Below are 20,971 nucleotides of genomic sequence, written 5' to 3'. Positions count from 1 at the left end.
CAGTAACATCACGAGGATCAACTGACCTGAGGAATCAGCACGATCGACCCGGTATGCTTGCGCGCTGCAATGGCTTGATGCGCTATTGCCGCTTCTTCCAGTGGATAGCGGGAGAGTTCTAAGTGGCCTAGCGCGCCTGCCCGGAAGCGCTCGAACAACTCGGATGCAGCCCTGTTCTGGTTCTGCGCATTGACGTATTGCGGAGTAGAGGGTTGGACGTATCGAATGCCCCGTGCCGCCAGCAGCTCGGCGTCCGCGGCCACACCGCCCGAGGCATTGCCGACGTGAATGAGGTCGCCACCTTCACGCAGCGCGCTGATTGAGGCGTCCAGCGTCTGCCGCCCGACCAGGTCATACACCACGTCGACACCGACGCCACCATTCACGGCTTTGATCCGTGCGGCCAGATCCGGCTCGTCAGAGCGCAACACATGATTCAGCCCCCAGCCCTCGACGATTCGGGACTTACCGGCTGACCCGACCGTAGCGATGACGGTGGCGCCCAGCGATTTGGCCCAATGTACGAGCAGGCTCCCTACGCCACCTGATGCGCCATGGACGACAACGGTCTCACCGGCTCGAACCTGATGGACCTGCTTAACCAGCGCCCAGGCTGTGAGCCCCTTTGATAGCAGCCCGGCGGCCTGCTCGCTGGAGATATCGTCAGGAAGTTTTATCAGCGCATTGGCATCGATCACTCGACGATCGGCATACGCGCCGAACGCGAAGAAATAGCCCACACGGTCACCCACTTTCAGGTCCTGTATACGCGAGCCGACAGCCTCCACGATGCCCGCCGCCTCCACGCCCATACTGAATGGCAATGGAACCTTGAAGGTGCCGTCCCTGAACATGGTGTCTACGAAATTCACCCCGATGGCTTCGTGGCGTATCACAACCTGCTCACGCGCGGGTGGCTCCAGATCAAAGGTTTCGTGATGAAGTACAGCGGGTGTGCCTTGCTGGTAAATCCGGATGCGTTGAGTCATGACAGCCTCGGTAATTGAACAACGTGATTGGCTAAACTCCAGCCCTTGGAGGTAGGCAGCACCGCACACCAGGGGCGACGCTGCTGATCGGTTCGCTGGGAGTGAGGCGGATCAGGCGCTCTGACCGCCATCGACGTTGAGCGTGGCGCCAGTGATGTACGACGCCTCGGGGCCGGCCAGGAAGGACACGGCTGCCGCAATGTCTTCGGGTTGACCGTAACGGCCCAGTGCCGCCAGGCCTGAAAGGAATGGAGCGTGGTCGGCGGTTTCCGGGTTCATCTCCGTGTTGATCGCGCCCGGCTGGATGACATTCACAGTGATGTTGCGAGGCCCTAGATCGCGAGCCCAACCACGGGTGTAAGCAGCCACGGCAGCTTTGGTCGCGACATAGTCGGCAGCACCGGGGAATGGCACGTGGTCAGCGCCCGTCGTGCCCAGAGAAATGATTCGTCCACCGTCGTTCATCAGACCGACTGCCGTGCGCACTGCAGTCACCACGCCGCCCACGTTGACCGCTTGCTGGCGATCAAATGCTGCAATGTCTGCGTCAACAGCACCCACGGGACCCGTGACGAAGACGCCAGCGCTGTTGATCAGGATGTCCAGGCGACCAAAGTGTTGATGAACCTGTTTGACCAGCGCGATGACTTGCGCGGTGTCACCCTGATCGGCCTGAATGGCCAGCGCTTGTACGCCCTGACGCTTGATGTCAGCGACCACGTTTTGTGCCTGCTCAGGAGATTTCGCGTAGCTGAACGCGATGTGCGCGCCGTCTGCCGCGAGACGCTTTGCGATAGCGGCACCAATGCCACGAGAGCCACCGGTTACCAGTGCTACCTTGCCTTTCAGTTGCTGTGTCATCTGTCTGATCTCCACTAGGAGCCAACCGGAATGGATGGCTTGGTTTGGGTGAGATCAATCTATGAGATAGCTTACGCGGGATAAATAAGCTAAAACGAACCCCACTGTTCCTTAATACGGGCTAATCGATTTGGCCTTGATCTGATGAGTAAGCGACACCGTGGACTATTTCAACGCAGTCAAAGCGTTTCTTCAGGTGGTGGAAGCCGGTAGCTTCGTCAAGGCGGCGCAAGCGCTGAACCTTCCGCGCAATACCGTCACCAAACACATCCAGTCGCTGGAAAGTCACCTGCGGATCAAACTGCTCAACCGCACCACGCGACGCATCTCGCTCACCAACGATGGAACCGCTTACTACGAACGCATGGTGCGTGTGGTCGATCAATGGCTGGAGGCCGAATCGGATCTGGCCAGCGCCCAGGCCCGTCCTCACGGCCGGTTGCGCGTGGACATGGGCTCGACCATGGCGACCATGCTGGTGCTGCCCGCTCTGCCAGATTTTCAGAGACGCTACCCGGAGTTGCAGCTGGACATTGGCGTGAGCGACAGGCCGGTTGACCTGCTCGGTGACCGGGTCGACTGCGTCATTCGCGGCGGCGCCCTGAACGATCCGTCGCTCATTGCCAGACGTCTGGGTAGCCTCAAGTTCGTCACCTGCGCGACGCCCGGATACCTCGCCACTCATGCCACGCCTTCCCACCCAAAAGATCTGGAAACGAACCACCAGATGGTTCGCTACTTTTTCGCCGGAACCAATCGGCGGCTGCCTGTGGAGTTCGTAAAAGGTGATGAGCGCATCTCGGTGGACGCGAACTATTTCGTCTCAGTGAACGATTCGAATGCGCTGCTCGCGGCCACCCTCGCCGGTATGGGCGTGTTGCAGACATTGATGTTCATGGCTGAACCGCACTTCAAGTCCGGCGCCTTGATTCAGTTGCTGGAGGACTGGTCGTTGGAGCCGAATCCGATCTATATCGTTTACTCACCCAATCGACACCTCAGCGCCCGCGTGAGGGCCTTCGTAGAGTGGCTTGTCGAATTGTTTGAAACGAAGGGGTTACGCTGAAGAGTTGCACACGGCCAAGCGCTTCTTTTCTGACGCCTGGACAACAGCTCGTCTGGGAATGGGGCATTCGTACGGGTGGGGATGACATTGCGGTCCAGTGACCGCAATCGGCTGTGGATTAACCAATCTGTTGCGCTGACCGGTTGAATACACAGTCGATTGCTGCCTGTGCTCGATGACTGCCATCCGCCCCAAGCGGGCTATTGACCCGCCCCGCTCGATTGAATATCCGGCCCTAAAGCCCCACCCTCATCACCCCTCAGGCTGCAACTTCTCCCCACCCTCAGTCACCAGCACCATGCTCTGCGGGGACGACAACGCAACACCCAACTCGCGCAGCCTTCCGAGGACGGTGAACAGCAAGTCGCTGCGGGCGCCACCTACTGAGCGTGGGCTGTTGACGTAGCCGCTGACGGCGATGATCACGCCGGTGTTCGTCAGGTCCTTGAAGGACACCGAGGGCTCAGGGGTGTCGAGTATCGCTTCGTGCTCGGTGAACGCTTGCAGCAGCAGCTCGCGGATTTTCAGTACGTCGGTGTCCAGCGGCAGGGTCAGGGTGATGCCGACCACGCCCAGTGCATTGCCCATGGTGACGTTGCGCACGTTCTGGGTGATGAATTGCGAGTTGGGCACGATCACAGTGGAGCGGTCGGACATCTGGATTTCCGTTGCACGGACGTTGATTCGGCGGATGTCCCCTTCCACGCCGGCCAGGCTGACCCAGTCGCCCACTTTGACCGGCCGTTCGGTGAGCAGAATCAACCCGGAAATGAAGTTCTGCACGATGGCTTGCAGGCCAAAACCGATACCCACGGACAGTGCACTGACCACCCAGGTCAGGTTGGTGAGGCTGACGTGCAGCGTGGACATGACGACGATCGCGAGCAGGACGACGCCGATGTAACCGACCAGCGTCACCAGCGACGCTTGCATGCCTGCGTCCATGTTGGTTTCCGGCAGCAGCCGTTCCGCCAGCCAGTCTTTGAGGATCCGAATGCTCAGCATTCCGACGATGAGGACGCCGATGGCCAACAGGATGTCGCTGGGTGCGATCTCCAGACCACCCAAAGGCTTGTTGCCGAAGTCCAGCTGAGTGAAGCCTTCGAGCAATTCGCCTGGGCTGGAACCCGACGGCATAAAGGCGAGCACGACCGCGGTGAACAACAGCAAGGTCCGGCCAATCCCCGCAAGCGCGGTGCTCGCTTGCGCCTGATGACGCGGCGAGAGGCCCAGCGCGCTGCCCAGTGCCTCGCCACCAGGTTGTTTGGGGGACAGCAGGGTTTCGCAGATGTCACCAAAACAGGCAATCAGGAGATAACCGGTGGCAGACACCACGCTTATCCAGAGCAGTTTCACCGTCAGGAAGTACGCCAGCGTGAGGTAACCGGCCAGCAACGCCAATAGACTGAACCCCACCCAGACCGCCACCACGAACGGAATCAGGCCGGCGAAACCGGGCAGACGCTCCAGACCCTGCTTGCGGCGGGTTCGGCGATAGCGCAACAAGGTGAAGAAGAACACCAGCGAAACCGCCAGCGCGGTCAGACCGTTCACCGCCACGGTCAGCGCCAGGCTGCTGGCGATCACGCTGTTGATCCGCTCCTGGGTCCCAATGATGACCAGCGCCAGCGCCAGCAGCACGGGAAAATGGCCGATGGCCTCGGCGATCGGATCAGGTATCTGCGGCAAGCGCCATGACGGGTGAGAAAGCATCAACAGCCCGCGACCGAGGCCGACGATGAAGGCGCAGAAGATGATCAGCGTCTGCATCTGGTCAAGCAGGTTCACCACGTCAGCGCTCAGTACCGCATTGGTCTCAATGCCCCAATGCAGCAAGGATGTGGCGGCGCCGATGGTCAGAACGGTCGTGAGCCCGACCGTCAGCGCCAATGCACTGCGTCGCAGGCGCCCCTCGGGCAGCCAGCGGATCATCAACCAGATCAGCAGATGCTCCATCAGGCGCCGGCCTGCGACCCAGATCAGCAACGCACCGACCAGCACGCCGAAGAAGAAAAACCGCTTGCCCGGCGCCAGTGCGGTGCTGGAGGCGCTTTTGATATCGTCGAACAGCCCACGTAAACGGCCCAGGTCGTCGTCGGTCGGGCGGATCATCGTTGACCAGAACACCGTGCTGAGCGGGCTGGCCGAGCGCGCAGTGATCTGAGAGTCGAAGAGGCTGCGGCGCAGGCTGAAAATCTGGCTGGCCAAGTCGCGAGCCGACTGGCTCAAGGTGTTGGTCTGACGCTGATCGTCCACCAGCGCATTCTTCTTCGCGGTCAGCGCTTTTCGCTGACTGCTGATGGTGGGCGGCTCGTCGGGCTGTGGCGCCCCGAGAATGTTCAGCTGGTCGTTAAGGTGTTCAATGCTGGTGGCTTGCTGGGCAATGAGGGTATCGGCCTGCTTCTGCACCTGAAGCGCGGCCTGACGTAAGTCCGAGAGCACGTCATCATTGGCGCTGCCCGTTACCTTTTGTCGGATCTGATCGAGTTGGTCGTTGAGCTGCTCCAGCGTCGGTCCCTCGGCAGGGGCCTGTAACGCATTGAGTTCGTTATCGGGAGCCGGACTCGATTGAGCAAAGGCTGGCAGCGTGACGCACATGGCCATCAGGACGAGCAGTCCAACAAAAAAGCGGTTCAGCGAGACGGGCTGCATTCTCATTACCTGTTCTGGGCGGCGGCACGAAAGCCTGCCTGCGCCGGGTGCCAATAGATTCGGACGCCAGTTTAGGGAAGTCGGGTCGTGGCCGCATCACCGCTAATCCATTTCACGGGTGATTGGTGAAATGAAATCGCGGCGCCGCCTGCTCCGCTCTGTATTTGAGCCATGCCAAAGGTCAGGGATCATCGGGAGGGTCAGCGACTTCACACTGGCGATCGGGGTACGCTCACCGAGGCGTTTTTAATGCGTTAACCGCGAAACCCGCGACCGCTTTCAACTGATCGGTAGTCATTCCACCTTTGGCACTGACTTTCATCCCGTTCAATGTAGAAAGCAGAAAATCACAGGCGCTCTGGATGTCGGTGCTCGGTGGGACTTCGTCCATCTCCACCCCTCGCGTAAGCGTATGCGCGAGGGCTTCACGCAACGTTTGGCCTGCGCTCAAGTGGAGTTCATTAAGCTCAGCATCGCTCAAGCCGAATTCGCAGACCGCGTTGATCGCCATGCACCCAGCCGAACCTTCACGCTCCGTGCGCGATGCAAATGACAGCAAGGTGTTGTACAGCGACTCCATCGGCGTGGCGTCTTTACCCAGACGCCAGACGAGGTCTGTGATGCTGTTGGCCTGGTACTGCTTCATCGCTTCGACGTACAACTCGCGCTTGTCTCCAAAGGCGTTGTACATACTCTGTCGACTCAACCCCATTGCTTTCATCAACTCATCCGTCGATGCAGCCGCAAACCCCTTTTCACAGAACACATTAATCGCCTGAAGCAATGCCTGGTCACGGTCGAATTGTCTCGGTCTTGCCACAGCCATTGCCTCGAGGATTAAACACTCAACTTAGAGGGATCAGGCCAGGAAACCACCATCGGCGGTCAAGCTGGCCCCCGTTACGAACGACGCTTCATCACTGGCGAGGTAGGCTGCCAGGCTGGCGATTTCATCGGGAGTACCCAGACGGCCCAGTGGAACCAGGCCGATGACCTGGTCGATGTACGGCGCGTCCGCGGGATTCATGTCAGTGGCCGTCGGGCCGGGCTGGATATTGTTGACGGTGATGCCACGTGCCGCGAAATCAAGCGCCAGCCCGCGGATCATACCGCCGATCGCCGCCTTGGTCATGGAGTACGCACTTGCACCCGCGAAGCCAGCGCGCTGCCCCGAGACGCTGCCGATACTGATGATGCGGTCTCCTCGCTTGAGATAACCGGAGGCGGCTTTGGCCGCTACATAGGTGGCACGGACGTTGATGGCGTACATGTCGTCAAGCGCCTCGACACTGAACTCGTCAACAGTCCCCATACCCAGAACTCCCGCGTTGTTGACCAGGATATTCAACGCACCAAAGTGTTCGACCGTCGTGACCACCGCCTGCTCGATGTCCTGGATCACCTTGCTATCCGCCTTGATTGCCAACGCACGACCGCCCTCGGCAGCAATGTCCCTGGCCAGTGCCTGGGCTTGATCGGCCGCAGCGGAATAAGTGAACGCGACCGCCGCGCCCTCCTTCGCCAGTCGACGAACGATAGCGGCGCCGATGCCGCGAGAGCCACCAGTGACTAGGGCGATTTTTCCGGTAAAACGGTGAGCATAAGCGGTCATATCAACACTACCTTCAAATGGATTAATTAATCTATAACGAAGTCATTAGAACTGTCCGCTCCAATGAAAGCAATGGTTGGTAGATAAATTAATCCATAAATCAGCTGTTCGATCGGACCCCACCCTCTCTCCTGCTTGGAGGGCTTGCGAAACAGCCTGAGGCAAGCGGACGAGTACCCGCTTGTCTGCTGCCGTTCTTGAGAGCAAGCCTTGGCCGCACGACGTTTCGTCGCGTGGCAGAGAGAAATGGAAGACGCTTAGGTCGGCGTATGCTCATGGCTGAAAGCCGCCACTTCTCGCACCAGGCTTTCGACTGCCAACATCACCAGTGCCCGCCCCTTCTCAGGCGTTGCCTGAGCGGGATCCGAACCCATACGTCCGTCTGGATAGCGGGCACGGAAATCGTGCGCCTCGCGGATCGGGCCAGAGTCTGCGATCTGCGGTGAGTAATGCGCCTCCTTGATCGCCTCAGGATACGCCCACTGGGTAACGGCTATTTCCGAAGGGGTCGCATGTGCGCCGTGCCCTGTGGGAAATTGCTCACGCGCCAGATCAGTTACACCGTCAAGGTCCCACCAATTGACCAGCTTGAGCGCGAATCCCGCCGGACGCCGGGCGAAGCTCGCTTCGGCATAGAGTTCGGAAAACGCCGCTTCAATCGAAGCCACATTTCCACCATGGCCGTTGAGGAACAGGATCTTTTCAAACCCGTGCGCCGCCAGCGAACGCACCCAGTCGCCGATCGCGGCAATGAACGTCGACGGCCTCAAAGAGAGGGTTCCGGGGAACGCCAAATGGTGTTGAGCCATACCAATATTGAAGGTCGGTGCCACCAGAATATCTGCGTTTTTGTGCGCCTCTCGGGCGATGATTTCAGGGCACATCCAATCGGTGCCCAAGAGTCCAGTGGGGCCATGCTGCTCATTCGAACCGATCGGAATGACGATCGTCTGGCTGCGCTCAAGGTATTGACCAATTTCGGACCACGTCGACAGATACAAAAGCATTCGAATGCTCTCCTTAGGGGATCGTTGGAAACAGGAATCAAGGCTTGGCGCGCATCAGTCACGCCGGTGATGACGATGGTGCATCGGTGGCGATAGCCGAGCAAGAGCAACAAAAACCCGTCAACGTTGCCTTTAGAGCAACACCTCTTTTGCTGCTGTTCCGCAGATTGCGTTCCCCATTGGCTTGGTATCCTGGTTCTGCTACCATTTTTGACCGATCATTCTTAAACCACGGCATAAACCATGGCCAGACCCAGAGAGTTTGATGAAGAGCAGGCGCTAAACGCGGCTGTCGAGGTCTTCCGTGAGCACGGGTTCGAAGGAACCTCAGCGGTCATGCTGACCGAATCCATGCGAATTGGTCGTCAGAGCCTGTACGCGACGTTCGGTGACAAATGGAATCTGTACCTCGCCGCTCTACGCCACTACAGCTCAAGCGAGGTTACGGCCCATCTGGCAACAGTGCGAGGGCAATCCGATGGTTACGCTGGCATCGCCGCATTCCTTGACCGGGTCGTGCACGAGGCCCATCGCGGCTGCCTGGGGATTGGCTCGATTTGCGAGTTTGGGGATACGGAATCCGAGATCTCTCAGATTCGCCAGACGATGGGAAGCGTTCTGCGAAACGGCGTTGCCGAGCAGGTGCGCATCGCTCAGTCGGAAGGCCACATATCGCCGGATCTTGACCCTGAATCAGTCGTCGATTTTTTGCTCGCCAGTGTCACTGGAATCCGGATCGCAGCACGAGGAGGAGCGGATCAGGCTCACCTCGCATCCCTCAAAGAAATGGCATTACGCGCGTTGCGATAGACGCGTTTTTTTACCCCATTCTGGACTGATCGTTCAATAACGGAGAACCCCATGAAAGCTGTCAAAGTCATCCCATCGGGCGAGAGCGTCGTGCTGACGTACGAACAGGTGGAGCCGCCTGTGTCAGGCCCTCATCAGGTCACCGTCGAGGTTTCGGCCATCGGCGTGAACTTTATGGACCTGGCCGCAAAAACCGGCGCAATGGGCGGTAATTACAGGCCGGACGTCCCTGGCGTCGAAGGCGCTGGCCGGATCGTAGCAATGGGCGCCGAGGTAACGGGTTTCCAGATCGGAGATCGGGTCGCCTGGGTTTTCGTTCGGCACAGCTACGCTCAGCAAATCGTTGCGGACGTGGATGCGCTGGTGAAAATCCCTGACGACATCGATGATCACACCGCCGCCGCGGTGATGATGCAAGGCCTGACCGCGAGCCACTTCGCGACCTGCTTTTATCCCGTCCAGCCAGGCGACATCGCGCTTGTGCATGCGGGCGCCGGTGGTTTGGGTCGGTTGCTGACACAGATCATCAAACTCCGAGGCGGCACTGTCATCAGTCGCGTTTCCAGCGAGGCGAAAATAGCCGTTGCCAAGGCGGCGGGCGCCGACCACGTCATCGTCAGTGACAACGGGACGTTCGCGCAAGAAGCGATTCGTCTGTCCGCAGGTGAAGGCGTCCACGTCGTTTACGACGGGTCAGGACCTGCCACCTTTCAGGGATCGCTCGACGCATTGCGTCGAGCCGGCACGTTTTGCTGGTACGGGCCCGTGCTAGGCGGCCCCGGCTCCATTGACATCATGAGCTTGCCGAAAAGCATCAAGCTTGGGTATGCCGTGTTTTTCGACCATATTCATACGCCGGATCTGCTGAGGGAGAAGGCCGGGCAACTGTTCGATTGGCTACGCTGCGGAGCACTTACCATTGAAATCGGCGGCGTGTATCCGCTGGCTGATGCAGACAAGGCATTGACCGACCTTCAAAGCCGGAAGACCACGGGAAAGCTCATCCTCATTCCATGATGCAGCCACCACTCCTCGCCTGCCGGTGCAACAGGCGAGGGAATGGTCTGCCCCATCACCTGCAATGATCCTCCGTAAGGCAGGCGATTTGACGCTCCATAGCAGCAGAGAGACCGCTAGAGATGATCCGCGTCGATCACCGCCTGAGCGAAAGCTTGTGGAGCCTCCTGCGGCAGGTTGTGGCCGATGCCACCGCTGATCAGGCGATACTCGTACTTGCCGGTGAAGCGTTTGGCGTAAGCCTCGGCGGGTGGGTGTGGCGCGCCGTTCGCGTCGCCTTCAAGGGTGATCGTCGGAACACGGATGGATGGGAAGCCCGCCAGTTTTTTCTCGATAGCATCGTATCTGGGCTCTCCTTTGATCAGGTTCAGGCGCCAGCGATAGTTGAAAACCGAGACGGCGACGTGATCCGGGTTTTGCAGGGAAGCGGCGCTGCGATCGAACGTCGCGTCGTCAAAATCCCACTTGGGTGAAGCCAGCTTCCAGATCAGCTTTGCGAAGTCATGGGTGTTCTTCTCGTAACCCTGACGACCACGCTCGGTGGCAAAGTAAAACTGGTACCACCACTGCAACTCTGCCGCCGGTGGCAGCGGTGTCTTGCCTGCCGCCTGGCTGCCAATCAGGTAACCGCTCACTGCGACCAGCGCTTTCACCCGCTCCGGCCACAGCGCTGCGACGATGTCGGCGGTACGAGCGCCCCAGTCATATCCGCCAAGCACGGCCTGCTTAATCTTCAAGGCGTCCATGAAGTCGATCAGGTCGGTGGCCAGCGCCGCCGGTTGTCCGTTGCGCAGCGTCTTGGTTGAGAGAAAACGTGTGTCGCCGTACCCACGGGCGGACGGGATGAGCACGCGGTAGCCTTTTTCGGCGAGGGCCGGCGCGACATCGGTGTAGCTATGAATGTCATACGGCCAGCCGTGCAGGAGAATGACCACCGGGCCATCCGCCGGTCCGATCTCCGCGTAGGACACATCCAGCAATCCTGCCTTGACGTGCTTCAGTTCGCCGAAGGATGTAGTCGCCCCCGGTGTGATTGCGTGAATCGTGGACGCCGGTACATCGGCAGCATTGGCTTGGGAGAACCCTACGCTCATCGCTCCAAATTGCAGAAAAGCGGCCACCAGAAGAAAGGGGGCAGCAGTGCGCAGGCGTCGAGGTCTGTCAGGCGATTTCAACAGGGTCATCTTCATGGTGCTTCTCCGTATCGAACCGCCATCCAGCGGCTCGGTGTGTTGAATCAGTTGTGGATGAATCAGTGGTCGACCTTTGTCGCGTCGAGCCTTACGCGCAATGGCCGAAAGGCTTCGCGCAACTCTTCGCTAAACAATTGCGGTTGCTCCCACGATGCGAAATGACCGCCCTTGCTGACCTGGCTGTAATAGGAAAGTGATGGGTACGCGCGTTGCGCCCAACTTTTCGGCGCCTGATAGATCTCGTGCGGGAACACTGTGATCGCCACCGGAACCTTGATGTCGGTGGTTTTCTGCGCGACGGCGCTGAAGTTGTTGTTGTTGTTTTCCCAATAGAAACGCGATGACGACGCGCCAGTGTTCGTCAGCCAGTACAGGCTGATGTCATCCAGCATTTCGTCACGGGTGAGCACGCGTTCAGGCTGACCGCCGCTGTCCGTCCAAGCGGCGAACTTCTCGTACATCCACGCCGCAGTACCGGCTGGGGAGTCCGCAAGCAGGTAGCCAATGGTCTGAGGGCGGGTGACCATCATCGCCCCGTACGCGGCGTTGCGGCCGAAGAACGTGCTCAGGACATCAAACGCTTTACGCTCAGGTTCGGTCAGCCCTGCCGGTGCGGGATCCCCGCTGTTGATCGGTTTGACCAGCTCAGGGGGTACGGTTGCAGGCATGTTCAGGTGAATACCCAGCAGGCCGGGCGGATTAAGACGACCCAATGCATCAGAAATCACCGAGCCATGATCCCCACCCTGCGATACGTAATATTTGTAGCCAAGACGCCTCATCAGCACGTCCCAGGCTTTGGCAACGCGGTCAGGCCCCCAGCCGAGTTCGGTGGGCTTGCCGGAAAATCCATGTCCGGGAATAGAGGGAATGATGACATCGAACGAATCTTTGACCTTACCGCCGAACGCCACCGGATCGGTCAGCGGCCCGATGGTTTTAAGAAACTCGAATTGCGAACCAGGCCATCCGTGTGTCAACAGCAACGGCATTGCGTTGGGGTTGCGCGACCGAACGTGAATGAACTGGATGTCGACGCCGTCGATGGTGGTGATGAACTCAGGCAGTGCATTGAGCTTCGCCTCGGCCTTGCGCCAGTCATAACCGTCGCCCCAGTATTTCAAGAGTGCTTGAACCTGAGCCAGTTGCACGCCCTGAGCGTCATTATTGACGGTCTCTTTATCGGGCCAGCGGGTCGCCGCGATGCGCTTGCGCAAATCGATCAACTGGGCTTCATCGACATGAACCCGATAAGGTCGAATCGAATCGGAAGCGGTCGTTGCGGCGGTGCTGGACGACGCACCGACGGCAGTGCTCGCCGCCCATGCACCGCCACTCGTTATCAACGCCAGCCCCAGTACACTCATCCTCACGGAGGACGTCAGATCAGAGCGCAAAGTGAAACCCGGACAAGCTACAGGCATTTTGAATCTCCTATCAGTAAGTGGCCGACCCGGAGGCGACCGTTACCGGAGTTTCCCTCGTGGGACGGTGGGATCCGGTGCATCCAGGCTCCATCAGATCACCAGGACCCTGCGCCGGACGATTGCACCATGGTGTCGATCGATACCAAGGTATGACTTGCCACACACGACAGACGCATGTTGCTGTTGCAGGCTTGAACGGTGCGGCTGGCGGTGACGGCAGACAACCCGCACGCCATCGTTGCAAGCGCAAATGCACGTAAAAAAGGATGTGAATGAACACAGACTCGGTATCCGGATCCGCCGCCAATATGCCGATGGCCACCGCTCAGTGGGGCATCGTTGGACTGTGCATGCTGTTCAACCTGATCGATGGCCTGGACGTCATGGCCATGGCGTTCACGGCAGGCAGCGTTGCCGAAGAGTGGAGCCTGAACGGCGTGCAGACCGGCATGCTGCTCAGCGCAGGACTGGTCGGCATGGCCTGCGGCTCCATCGTCGCGGCGCCCATTGCCGTGCGTCATGGTCGTCACACGTTGCTGGTAATCAGCCTGCTGCTGAGTGGCGTGGGCATGCTCATCTCGTTCAAAAGTCCGGGGATCGGACCGCTGCTGAGCGCACGCTTCATGACCGGCATCGGCGTCGGGGTGATGCTGGTGATGGCAAATGTGTTGACCTACGAACATGCCAGTCCAGATCGGCGCGGGTTGGCGGTCGCACTTCAGTCGATGGCCTTCGCCCTGGGTGCCGTGTTGTGTGGCGCGCTTGCCCATGGATTGAATGACACCGCCGGATGGCGATACGTTTTCCTGACTGGCGGCTGTATCACGTTGGGCGCAGCGGTCATCGCCGCGTGCTGTTTTCGCGAGTCGCGGCACGGCCAGGCGTTCAGCCATGACACGCGTGAGCGGCCACTTCATGGAGAGGATCCGCCCCGGATGATGCGCAAGGACGCGTATCGGTTGCTGTTTTCCGCAGAGCAATGGCAAAAAACAGCTTCGTTGGCGTTGGCATTTTTCCTCCTCATGTTCGGCTTTTATTTCGTGATGAGCTGGACACCGACTCTGCTGATGCAGAGCGGTTTCTCCGAGCACAACGGAGCCGCAGGCGGCATGCTCCTCAACGCCGGCGGTATGCTGGGTGCGCTGACCGTGGGTTTGGGGGCCAATCGATTCGGCTGTCGTCAACTGCTATTGGGCTGCTTGCTACTCAACACAGGCCTGATGGCAATCATGGTTCCAGTGACGCAGGTGCCAGGACTGTCCATCGCGGCGGGCTGCCTGGCGGGCCTGCTGCTGAACGGTGCAGTGGCGGCCCTGTACAACCTGACGGCACAAGCGTTCACCGCCCCTCTGCGCACCAGCGGCGTCGGTCTCGTCCTGGCCACGGCACGCCTGGGTGCGATCCTTTCTCCGGCGGTGGCGGGACTGTTGCTCGACTCCGGCTGGACCCATCAAGGGCTGTTCACGTTTTATGCAGGCAGCCAACTGCTGGCATCGCTGCTGCTCTGGTTTCCCGGGAGACGCGCCTGAACGGATTACCCATGGGGCGCGTACGGATGCCTTCGGTCAGACGGGTCCAGTCCAGCGCTGAAGGATCGGCAACCGCCGGCCCGGGTGCTTTCGCCACCAGCACAGCCTCGGCGATGGGTTCGAAGTCGGCGCGAAAATGCACCGAGCTTTTATTGACCAAAATCCTCATGCGTTCAGGTTCGATGCCTGCGACCCGGTAGAGATTGCGATCAAACATTTGTGCCTTGTTAGAACTGACGGCTATCAGAACGCCATCGATCCTGAGACACGCCACCGGACCCAGCTGCGCGAGCATGCCTTGCATCATCGGGCCGTCGAAACGGCAACGACCGTCGGACAGCGACATCACCTCAAAGCGGCCGTATAGAGGTTGGTCCCCCGCAACGTTCGGGCAGCCGCCTAACCCAATATCGATGAAGGCCCCAACACCGGCGTCATGGGCGGCGTGCGCCGCTTGCGGATCCCAGATCAGACCAATCGCGGCGTTCACTGCGCCGTTGCGTATCAACGCCCGCAGCATTCCCGTAGTGTTGGAGTCTGCGCCAGCGCCCGGATTGTCCTGGGTATCGGCTATGATCACGGGCTTGCTCGCCCCTGCACTGAGCCGCATCGCTTCCTGAACGGCGTCATCGGGCTCGAGCAGCGTGACGGTCCACTGCGCCTCCTCGGCCAGCAGCAAATCGTACAGCGCCGAGACCGCCTGCTGGACGGCGGCAGGATCACTGCCATGTCCCCAGATGGCTGGGCCGCATTCGGGAAAATCCGCCGCCGGGAATCCCGGGGAGAACGACAGCGACTGCACCCCGTCCGTTTCGAGCTCGGCCAGACGACCGTAGAAGGACCTGGCAGGATCGAGCAGCGTACACATGCCATTGATGGGGATCAGAAACGGTATCCGTTGCATGACCGATCGATACGGTTCGGCCCGAGTCACTCGCTGCTCCAGCAACTCAGCGGCCCGGCGTCCCGTCTCTGCCAGATCGACATGCGGGTACGTGCGGTAGGCGACCAGCGCGTCTGCGTGATGGAACATCTTCTGAGTGAGGTTCGCGTGCAGATCCAGCGACACCACGATCGGCAACTGAGGCCCTACGATCGCCCGCAAACGCTCCAACAATGTCCCTTCCCCGTCGTCCGTATGTTCGGCGACCATCGCGCCGTGCAGATCCAGATAGATGGCATCGAAATTCCACTGGCGGGCCGCGTCGGTAATCTCACCGACGATGCGTTCATAGGCACTCTGCTCGACGTGCGCACTCGGGCTCGCCCCCGCCCAGATCACCGGTAGCAGTTCATGACCCGCTTGCTCAGCGGCCTGGATGAAACCACCGGCAGCGACGTTGACATCGCGCAATTCAAGTACCGCTGCGCCACGGGCCATCATTGGAAAGCCCTCGCCTTTTTCGAAGCTTACGTATGTCGCCCTGGAGGGTGCGAACGTATTGGTCTCGTGCTGGAAGCCTGCGATCAGTATCCGCATGTTCATGAACCTCACTCCTGAAACCCGCATTCGTCAGAAATCGGCCTGCTGCGATGACCGCTCACTGCACAGGCAACGCGCTTGCGATTGATTGCTCCGGCGCACGACTGGCCAGCAATAACAGCGCTCCGACGACCAGCAGCGACGACATCAACAACAGGCCGCTGCTGGTGGTCCCGGTCGCCGTTTTCGCCCATCCGATGATAATCGGGCTGAAAAAGCCGCCGGTCTGGCCGATGCTGTTGATCAAGGCGATTCCGCCTGCCGCGCTATCGCCTTTGAGGAATTGGCCAGGCATGGCCCAAAACACGGTATAGGCCACCCAGCTCATGGAAGTTGCAACGATCAGGCTCACCATCGTCCAGAAAAGATTGCCGATGATTTGCGTACTGCATGCCAATGCCACAGCGGCGATCAACGCGGGGATGGCACTGTGCAGCCGTCGCTCCCCGTGTCGATCGGAGCTGCGGCTGAAAACAATCATTGCGACCACCGCCGCGACGTAAGGAATGGCCGTGTACAGTCCGATTTGTTTGATGTCGGCAATTCCCGCGTCTCGTAGCAACGTCGGTAACCAGAAGCTGGTCGTGTAGATGCCGTTCAAAAGACAGAAATAGGCTGCCGCAAGCAGGTAGATTTTTGGATCACGCATGACGGCCTTGAACGAGTGGTGGGGGGCCTTTTCCACGTTGACTTGCGCCGCCAGTAATCGCTTTTCATCTGCGCTTAACCAATCCGCATCTGCCGGTCGATCGGTCAGATAGAACCAGGCAACAACGCCGAGTGCCGCACAGGGCAGCCCCTCCAACAGGAACATCCACTGCCACCCCGCCAACCCACCGTGACCGGCGAAGGCGTCCATGATCCAGGTGGAAACGGGCGCTGCAAAAATGCCAGCCAGGGGCGCCGCCAACCAGATGATCGACATCACACTGGCCATGCGTTTCTGCGCATACCAATAGGTCATGTAGAAAATCATCGCAGGAGCGAAGCCAGCTTCGAACACGCCGAGGATGAAGCGCAATACATAAAAGGTGGTTTGGCTCTGGACGAACAGCATGCTCGTCGACGTCAGCCCCCACAACACCATGATCCGGCCCACGGTGCGGCGCACGCCGACTTTTGGAAGCATCAGATTGCTGGGGACTTCAAACAGCACATAGCCCACGAAAAACATACCGGCGGCGATACCGTACACCTTGTCGTTGAATCCCAGATCCGCCTGCATCTGCAATTTGGCGAAGCCGATGTTGACGCGATCCAGATACGCGAAGACGTAACAGAGGAGCAGAAACGGCAACAGCCTCCAACTGATCTTGCGATACAGGCGGGACAGTGCATCTGGATTATTGTTGTTGTTCGATTCGACTGACATGGCCAGACCTCGTGTGGGTAAGCCAGGCGCAAGGTGATCGCCTGCTCGATGGCCCAATCGTCCGTCGCAGAGGCCGATGCAGCAAGAGCAACTTATTGCTGCTATCGTTGCCCTTCGAGCAACGGAGGCGAACATGCGCGAACTCAACCAGCGTCGAATACGCTACTTCTACGAGGTGCTCAAAAGCGGATCGATCCGGGGCGCTGCAGACAATCTGAACACAGCGCCTTCGGTCATTACCCGGCAGATCAAACTGCTGGAAAGCGAGGTGGGCGCGCTGTTGTTCGAGCGTCAGGCCCGGGGTGTGCAGCCCACTGCGGCTGCCCACTACCTTCTGGACTTCTGGCGCGGCTGTCAGTCTGAGCAGGAGCGTCTGGAAGACCAACTGAATGCACTGATGGGCTTGCAAACCGGTGAGATCCGCATCGTTTTGAGTCAGGGCTATGTGGACGGGCTTATGGAGTCAGTGCTCACCGATTTTTGTACGACCTATCCCGGGCTCAGGATAATGATGGACATTCTGCCGGTGGACGAGGTGCTCACCGAAGTTGCGCAGAACAAAGCCCACATCGGACTGGCCTACAACCCCTCCCCCTCACCCCGAAATCGAATACCGGCGCAGCGCTTCGCAGCCGGTGGAACTGCTGGTGCATGCACGTCATCCTCTGGCGTTGCGCGGCACTGCGGTGGAGGTCAGGGAGCTGCTCGACTACCCGCTCGCTCTCATGCCCCCGGAATATGGCCTCGGCCAAGCCGTGCGCTGGGTCGCTTTCTCGGAAAACCTGCAACTGCACCCCACCTTGGTCACCAACTCGCTGGAAGGGCTGCGACGTTTTGTAAGCCGGGGCAACGGCATCACGTTACTGGGTGGATTTGCGGACTCTTTGAGTATCACAGGAGACGAACTCGTCGCGCTTCCCATCAACCACAGTTTTTTCCAGAGCGCTCACGCACGCCTGTTGGTAAAAGCCCGGCGCCCGTTGTCCGCTGCTGCCGAAGAGTGCCTGAACTGGATTACCGAGCGCATGCCGCTCTTCGCACGGGATCGTTAGCCGTCGTTATCAGGCGACCGGACACGGGAAGATCCGGCCGTTCCGATGACCGCCGAGGCAGCCCGCGTGAAGGGTCCCATCACTCAACGTCCGGGCATCAGAAACTCTCGGGGCGACTCACCCGTGACCCGACGAAACATCGCACTGAACGCGCTGGCGCTGGTATAGCCCAGGTCGCGAGCGATCACGCCTACCGACTGGCCCTGTTCCAGCCGATCCAGTGCGGTGGCCAGACGTACCTGCTGCACCCAGTGACGAAACGTGAGCCCGGTTTCCTTGAGGAACAACCGGATTAACGTTCGCGAACTGGCCCCCACTTTATCGGCCCAATACTCCACAGACTGCGCGTTTTCAGGCCTTGCCAGGATGGCCTCGCAGACGACTGCCAGGCGACGATCCACCGGCCACGGTATCTGCACCGGCAGGCTACGAGACCGCTCGAGCTCACTGAGAATAAGCGCAACGATATGCGCGTTCCGGCTGTTCTGCGGGTATTCAACCGGCTGGTCGGCAAGCGCCAGGATCAGCTCACGCAGCATCACCGACACCTCCACCACCTTGCACGTGGGCCCGAATACACCGCAGGCCTGCGGATCGATATACACCGAACGCAACTTGACGGGACTCAACATCAATTGATCGTGCACCACCCCGGCGGGAATCCACAAGGCTCGCCTGGGCGGGAGATACCAGAGCCCGTTCTGTGCCGAAACGCGCATCACCCCGGCGCACGCGTAGAGCACTTGTCCATGCCGGTGGGTGTGCGGCGCGTTGTAGGCCCCGGTTTGTTGATTGCGCACCAGAACCGTCATTGGCCGAGTGACATCCCGATAGTCCAGGTAATCCTCGCTGCGACCCGTTTGCGTAACACAAACGGCGGCAGTCCGAACCTCTCTTTCCATCAGGCTATCTCCCTGCCATCAAGCGGCCGCACACCGCTTGCTCCATCACAGGTTGTCACTTTCGCGATGATTATTGGCATTTGTCGTGTCTCGATCATTTCTACCATCACCCTCGTTCCAATCACTCACTGAGGGCCTTTCATGAAAGCGTCTCACCCCCCCATCAGCAGCAGACATTCGATCACAGCCGTCGTCGGTCTCTTGGTTCTTTCGATCGCGTTGCGCCCTGCCATCGTATCGATAGGCCCCATCCTGCTTTTGATCCAGCAGCACTTTCATCTCAACTTTACCCAAGCAGCACTCCTGACCTCGATCCCTGACGTGTGCATGAGCATTTTCGCCCTGGGAGCCCCCAAGTTGATACAACGCTTTGGTACCGACCGCTGCGTCGTAGTCGCCCTGACCCTGCTTGGCGCCTCTACCCTGCTGCGGGCGCTTTCGCCAAGCCCCCTCTTCCTGCTGGGAAGCACATTCCTTATCAGCGTAGGGATTGCCGTGGCAGGAGCACTGATCGGTGGCTGGATCAAGTCACACTTCCCCCATCGCGCAGCCTTTTTCATGGGTATTTACGCGGCAGGCCTGAGTCTGGGTGCCACCTTGGGTGCGGTTTTCGCAGCGCCGATCGCCGAGCTGACCCAGAGCTGGAGATTCAGCGCAGGCGTCTGGAGCATTCTGTGCGTGACCGCCGTGATCAGCTGGGTCTGGATGAGCCGGTACTTCGTCACCGGGGCTCAGGGTGCGAAAACGCACATCAAACCCGCCGTCCCCTTGCCGTGGGCCGATCCGCAAGCGTGGCTGGTCGCACTCAACTTCGGCGCCGGTCAGTTCGTGGTGTACGCCTTATTTGCCTGGCTAGCCCCCGCGTCATCCGAGACGGCAATCAGCCAACTACCCTCCGGCGTTCTACTCGGCGTGTTCACGGCCGTGTTCGCGATAGCCAGTGTCGGGGCGGGAATGATGCCAGGCAACGCACACGATCGTCGTCTGATGCTAGGGGCTTCATCTTTGCTCGCAGCACTGGGAATGGGCGGTCTGTGGCTCGCTCCAGGACTGGCGCCCACCCTTTACGTGGTTCTCGCTGCAATAGGACTGGGCATGGGCTTCACCGTAGCCATGACGCTGCCATTGGATAACGTCGCAACACCCGAGCAAGCCAGCGCCTGGACCGTCTTTATGCTGTTCATCGGGTACCTGATCGCGGCACTCGGCCCCCTCAGCTTCGGCGCACTGCGGGACCACACCGCAAGCTACACGCTGTCGTATGAAATGCTCTTTGCAGTCACGGTCCTGATGGTCTGCTTCGCACCGATGCTCAAACCCGCCAGGACTTCCCGCCTGGCGGCAACGATCGAACGCAAGTTGATGAGGTAGGCGTTTAGAGCGGCAGCCATTTGTATCGCTCTGTGTACCGATTGCCTTCCTACACGAAACGATGCGCCGAGGCCCGCTGCGCGACACATTCGAGATACCTCGGCGTCGTTCAATGGCTTCCATCGGGGCGACGCACAGGCGCCTCAGCTCAGCACGTTTACTGACCGACGACCATGAGGACACAGAAATGAAATCGAAACTGACGCTCGCCGCTTGCCTGTTCGCCGCCTTGAACGTTTGCACCTTCGCCGCTCGGGCCGAGGCCTCCTCCTTTGCAGGCCTCGCCTCTGCGCCGGACATTCAGCACGTGCTGTCGTCGAGCCAGGAGCCGTCAGCCACCTGCGGTTTGGTGACGACCCATATCACGTACCTGGACGCCAAAGGTCAGACCCGGATGCTCGACTACTTGAAGCCTGCGGACAATTGTCATAACCAGAACGGTTGAGTGCGAGGTGCGTCAGGCGCGTCAGGTTCGGCGTGACGCGTTATTGACTCAATCGGCCGCACGGGCGGGTCGATGACTGGACGACCTGGCCGTCCTGCTGCCCTGCCACAGAGGACACTGGCGACACCAAAGTATGATGGGCGGGCGCCCAAAGGATGGCGCATCCTTCCCGGATAGTGACTG

Annotated in this window: 19 protein-coding genes and 1 pseudogene; 9 read left to right on the top strand and 11 right to left on the bottom strand. The window is 59.6% G+C overall.

All coding sequences use genetic code 11. The annotated features are described in order from the left end of the window. Positions 1-17: 17 nt before the first annotated feature. On the bottom strand, positions 18-989 hold the full coding sequence (locus AB4N84_RS21465) for a zinc-binding dehydrogenase (RefSeq protein WP_460043055.1): 972 nt from the start codon (positions 987-989) through the stop codon (positions 18-20). A gap of 111 nt (positions 990-1,100) precedes the next feature. After that, entirely contained in the window at positions 1,101-1,850 is a 750-nt protein-coding gene (locus AB4N84_RS21460) for an SDR family NAD(P)-dependent oxidoreductase (protein ID WP_460043054.1), read from the bottom strand. Positions 1,851-2,010: 160 nt separating this feature from the next. Here AB4N84_RS21460 and AB4N84_RS21455 point away from each other — a divergent pair, with 160 nt between their 5' ends. Beyond that, on the top strand, positions 2,011-2,916 hold the full coding sequence (locus AB4N84_RS21455; protein WP_460043053.1) for a LysR family transcriptional regulator: 906 nt from the start codon (positions 2,011-2,013) through the stop codon (positions 2,914-2,916). A gap of 252 nt (positions 2,917-3,168) precedes the next feature. Here the strand turns inward: AB4N84_RS21455 and AB4N84_RS21450 are convergent, their stop codons facing one another. The 4 genes from AB4N84_RS21450 to AB4N84_RS21435 form a co-directional block, all read right to left on the bottom strand. Next, a complete protein-coding gene (locus AB4N84_RS21450; protein WP_460043051.1) occupies positions 3,169-5,568 on the bottom strand; it encodes a DUF3772 domain-containing protein in 2,400 nt (799 codons plus the stop codon). Between the two features lie 232 nt (positions 5,569-5,800). Next, complete coding sequence (locus tag AB4N84_RS21445) at positions 5,801-6,289, bottom strand: TetR/AcrR family transcriptional regulator (protein ID WP_460043050.1); 489 nt, start codon at positions 6,287-6,289, stop codon at positions 5,801-5,803. 138 nt (positions 6,290-6,427) lie between these two features. Next, positions 6,428-7,180 carry an SDR family oxidoreductase gene (locus AB4N84_RS21440; RefSeq protein WP_460043049.1) on the bottom strand — a complete coding sequence of 251 codons (753 nt, stop codon included), beginning with the start codon at positions 7,178-7,180 and terminating at the stop codon, positions 6,428-6,430. A gap of 257 nt (positions 7,181-7,437) precedes the next feature. After that, on the bottom strand, positions 7,438-8,187 hold the full coding sequence (locus AB4N84_RS21435; RefSeq protein WP_460043048.1) for a creatininase family protein: 750 nt from the start codon (positions 8,185-8,187) through the stop codon (positions 7,438-7,440). A gap of 44 nt (positions 8,188-8,231) precedes the next feature. Here AB4N84_RS21435 and AB4N84_RS21430 point away from each other — a divergent pair, with 44 nt between their 5' ends. The 3 genes from AB4N84_RS21430 to AB4N84_RS21420 all read left to right on the top strand — a co-directional run bounded on the left by AB4N84_RS21430 (position 8,232) and on the right by AB4N84_RS21420 (position 10,014). After that, on the top strand, positions 8,232-8,453 hold the full coding sequence (locus AB4N84_RS21430) for a hypothetical protein (protein ID WP_460043046.1): 222 nt from the start codon (positions 8,232-8,234) through the stop codon (positions 8,451-8,453). Continuing rightward, entirely contained in the window at positions 8,431-8,997 is a 567-nt protein-coding gene (locus tag AB4N84_RS21425) for a TetR/AcrR family transcriptional regulator (RefSeq protein WP_074749550.1), read from the top strand. Before AB4N84_RS21430 ends, AB4N84_RS21425 begins: the two co-directional genes overlap by 23 nt. A 174-nt stretch (positions 8,998-9,171) precedes the next feature. Further along, positions 9,172-10,014, top strand: coding sequence for a quinone oxidoreductase family protein (locus AB4N84_RS21420; RefSeq protein ID WP_460043044.1), 843 nt, complete (start codon positions 9,172-9,174; stop codon positions 10,012-10,014). 116 nt (positions 10,015-10,130) lie between these two features. Here AB4N84_RS21420 and AB4N84_RS21415 read toward each other — a convergent pair whose 3' ends face one another. Then, positions 10,131-11,204, bottom strand: a complete 1,074-nt coding sequence (locus AB4N84_RS21415; protein ID WP_460043043.1) for an alpha/beta fold hydrolase — start codon at positions 11,202-11,204, stop codon at positions 10,131-10,133. A gap of 62 nt (positions 11,205-11,266) precedes the next feature. Next, the gene (locus AB4N84_RS21410; RefSeq protein WP_460043041.1) at positions 11,267-12,631 is read right to left on the bottom strand and encodes an epoxide hydrolase family protein; all 1,365 of its coding nucleotides are present in this window, start codon (positions 12,629-12,631) and stop codon (positions 11,267-11,269) included. 275 nt (positions 12,632-12,906) lie between these two features. Between AB4N84_RS21410 and AB4N84_RS21405 the strand changes: the two genes are divergently transcribed. After that, positions 12,907-14,163, top strand: a complete 1,257-nt coding sequence (locus tag AB4N84_RS21405; protein ID WP_460043039.1) for an MFS transporter — start codon at positions 12,907-12,909, stop codon at positions 14,161-14,163. Here AB4N84_RS21405 and AB4N84_RS21400 read toward each other — a convergent pair. Together AB4N84_RS21400 and AB4N84_RS21395 are read right to left on the bottom strand one after the other, a co-directional pair. After that, positions 14,096-15,649: a M81 family metallopeptidase gene (locus AB4N84_RS21400; RefSeq protein WP_460043038.1), complete on the bottom strand. Its 1,554-nt coding sequence runs from the start codon at positions 15,647-15,649 to the stop codon at positions 14,096-14,098. The two genes, AB4N84_RS21405 and AB4N84_RS21400, sit on opposite strands and share 68 nt — an antisense overlap. Before the next feature lie 55 nt (positions 15,650-15,704). After that, entirely contained in the window at positions 15,705-17,153 is a 1,449-nt protein-coding gene (locus AB4N84_RS21395; RefSeq protein ID WP_460043036.1) for an MFS transporter, read from the bottom strand. Here AB4N84_RS21395 and AB4N84_RS21390 point away from each other — a divergent pair. Next, positions 17,095-17,283, top strand: a pseudogene (locus AB4N84_RS21390) (LysR family transcriptional regulator); the annotation flags it as partial. The gene AB4N84_RS21395 and the pseudogene AB4N84_RS21390 sit on opposite strands and share 59 nt — an antisense overlap. A 370-nt stretch (positions 17,284-17,653) precedes the next feature. After that, the gene (locus AB4N84_RS21385) at positions 17,654-18,070 is read left to right on the top strand and encodes a LysR substrate-binding domain-containing protein (RefSeq protein ID WP_460047090.1); all 417 of its coding nucleotides are present in this window, start codon (positions 17,654-17,656) and stop codon (positions 18,068-18,070) included. Positions 18,071-18,153: 83 nt separating this feature from the next. Here the strand turns inward: AB4N84_RS21385 and AB4N84_RS21380 are convergent, their stop codons facing one another. Further along, positions 18,154-18,972, bottom strand: coding sequence for an AraC family transcriptional regulator (locus AB4N84_RS21380; RefSeq protein WP_460043035.1), 819 nt, complete (start codon positions 18,970-18,972; stop codon positions 18,154-18,156). 141 nt (positions 18,973-19,113) lie between these two features. Here AB4N84_RS21380 and AB4N84_RS21375 point away from each other — a divergent pair, with 141 nt between their 5' ends. Continuing rightward, complete coding sequence (locus AB4N84_RS21375; protein ID WP_074749542.1) at positions 19,114-20,343, top strand: MFS transporter; 1,230 nt, start codon at positions 19,114-19,116, stop codon at positions 20,341-20,343. Positions 20,344-20,530: 187 nt separating this feature from the next. Continuing rightward, complete coding sequence (locus AB4N84_RS21370; protein ID WP_074749541.1) at positions 20,531-20,788, top strand: DUF2790 domain-containing protein; 258 nt, start codon at positions 20,531-20,533, stop codon at positions 20,786-20,788. Positions 20,789-20,971 lie beyond the last annotated feature (183 nt).

The sequence above is a fragment of the Pseudomonas sp. S2_H01 genome (assembly GCF_054668305.1).
Note: the sequence above shows the minus strand (reverse complement) of the source record. Positions and strands in the feature narration are given on the sequence as shown.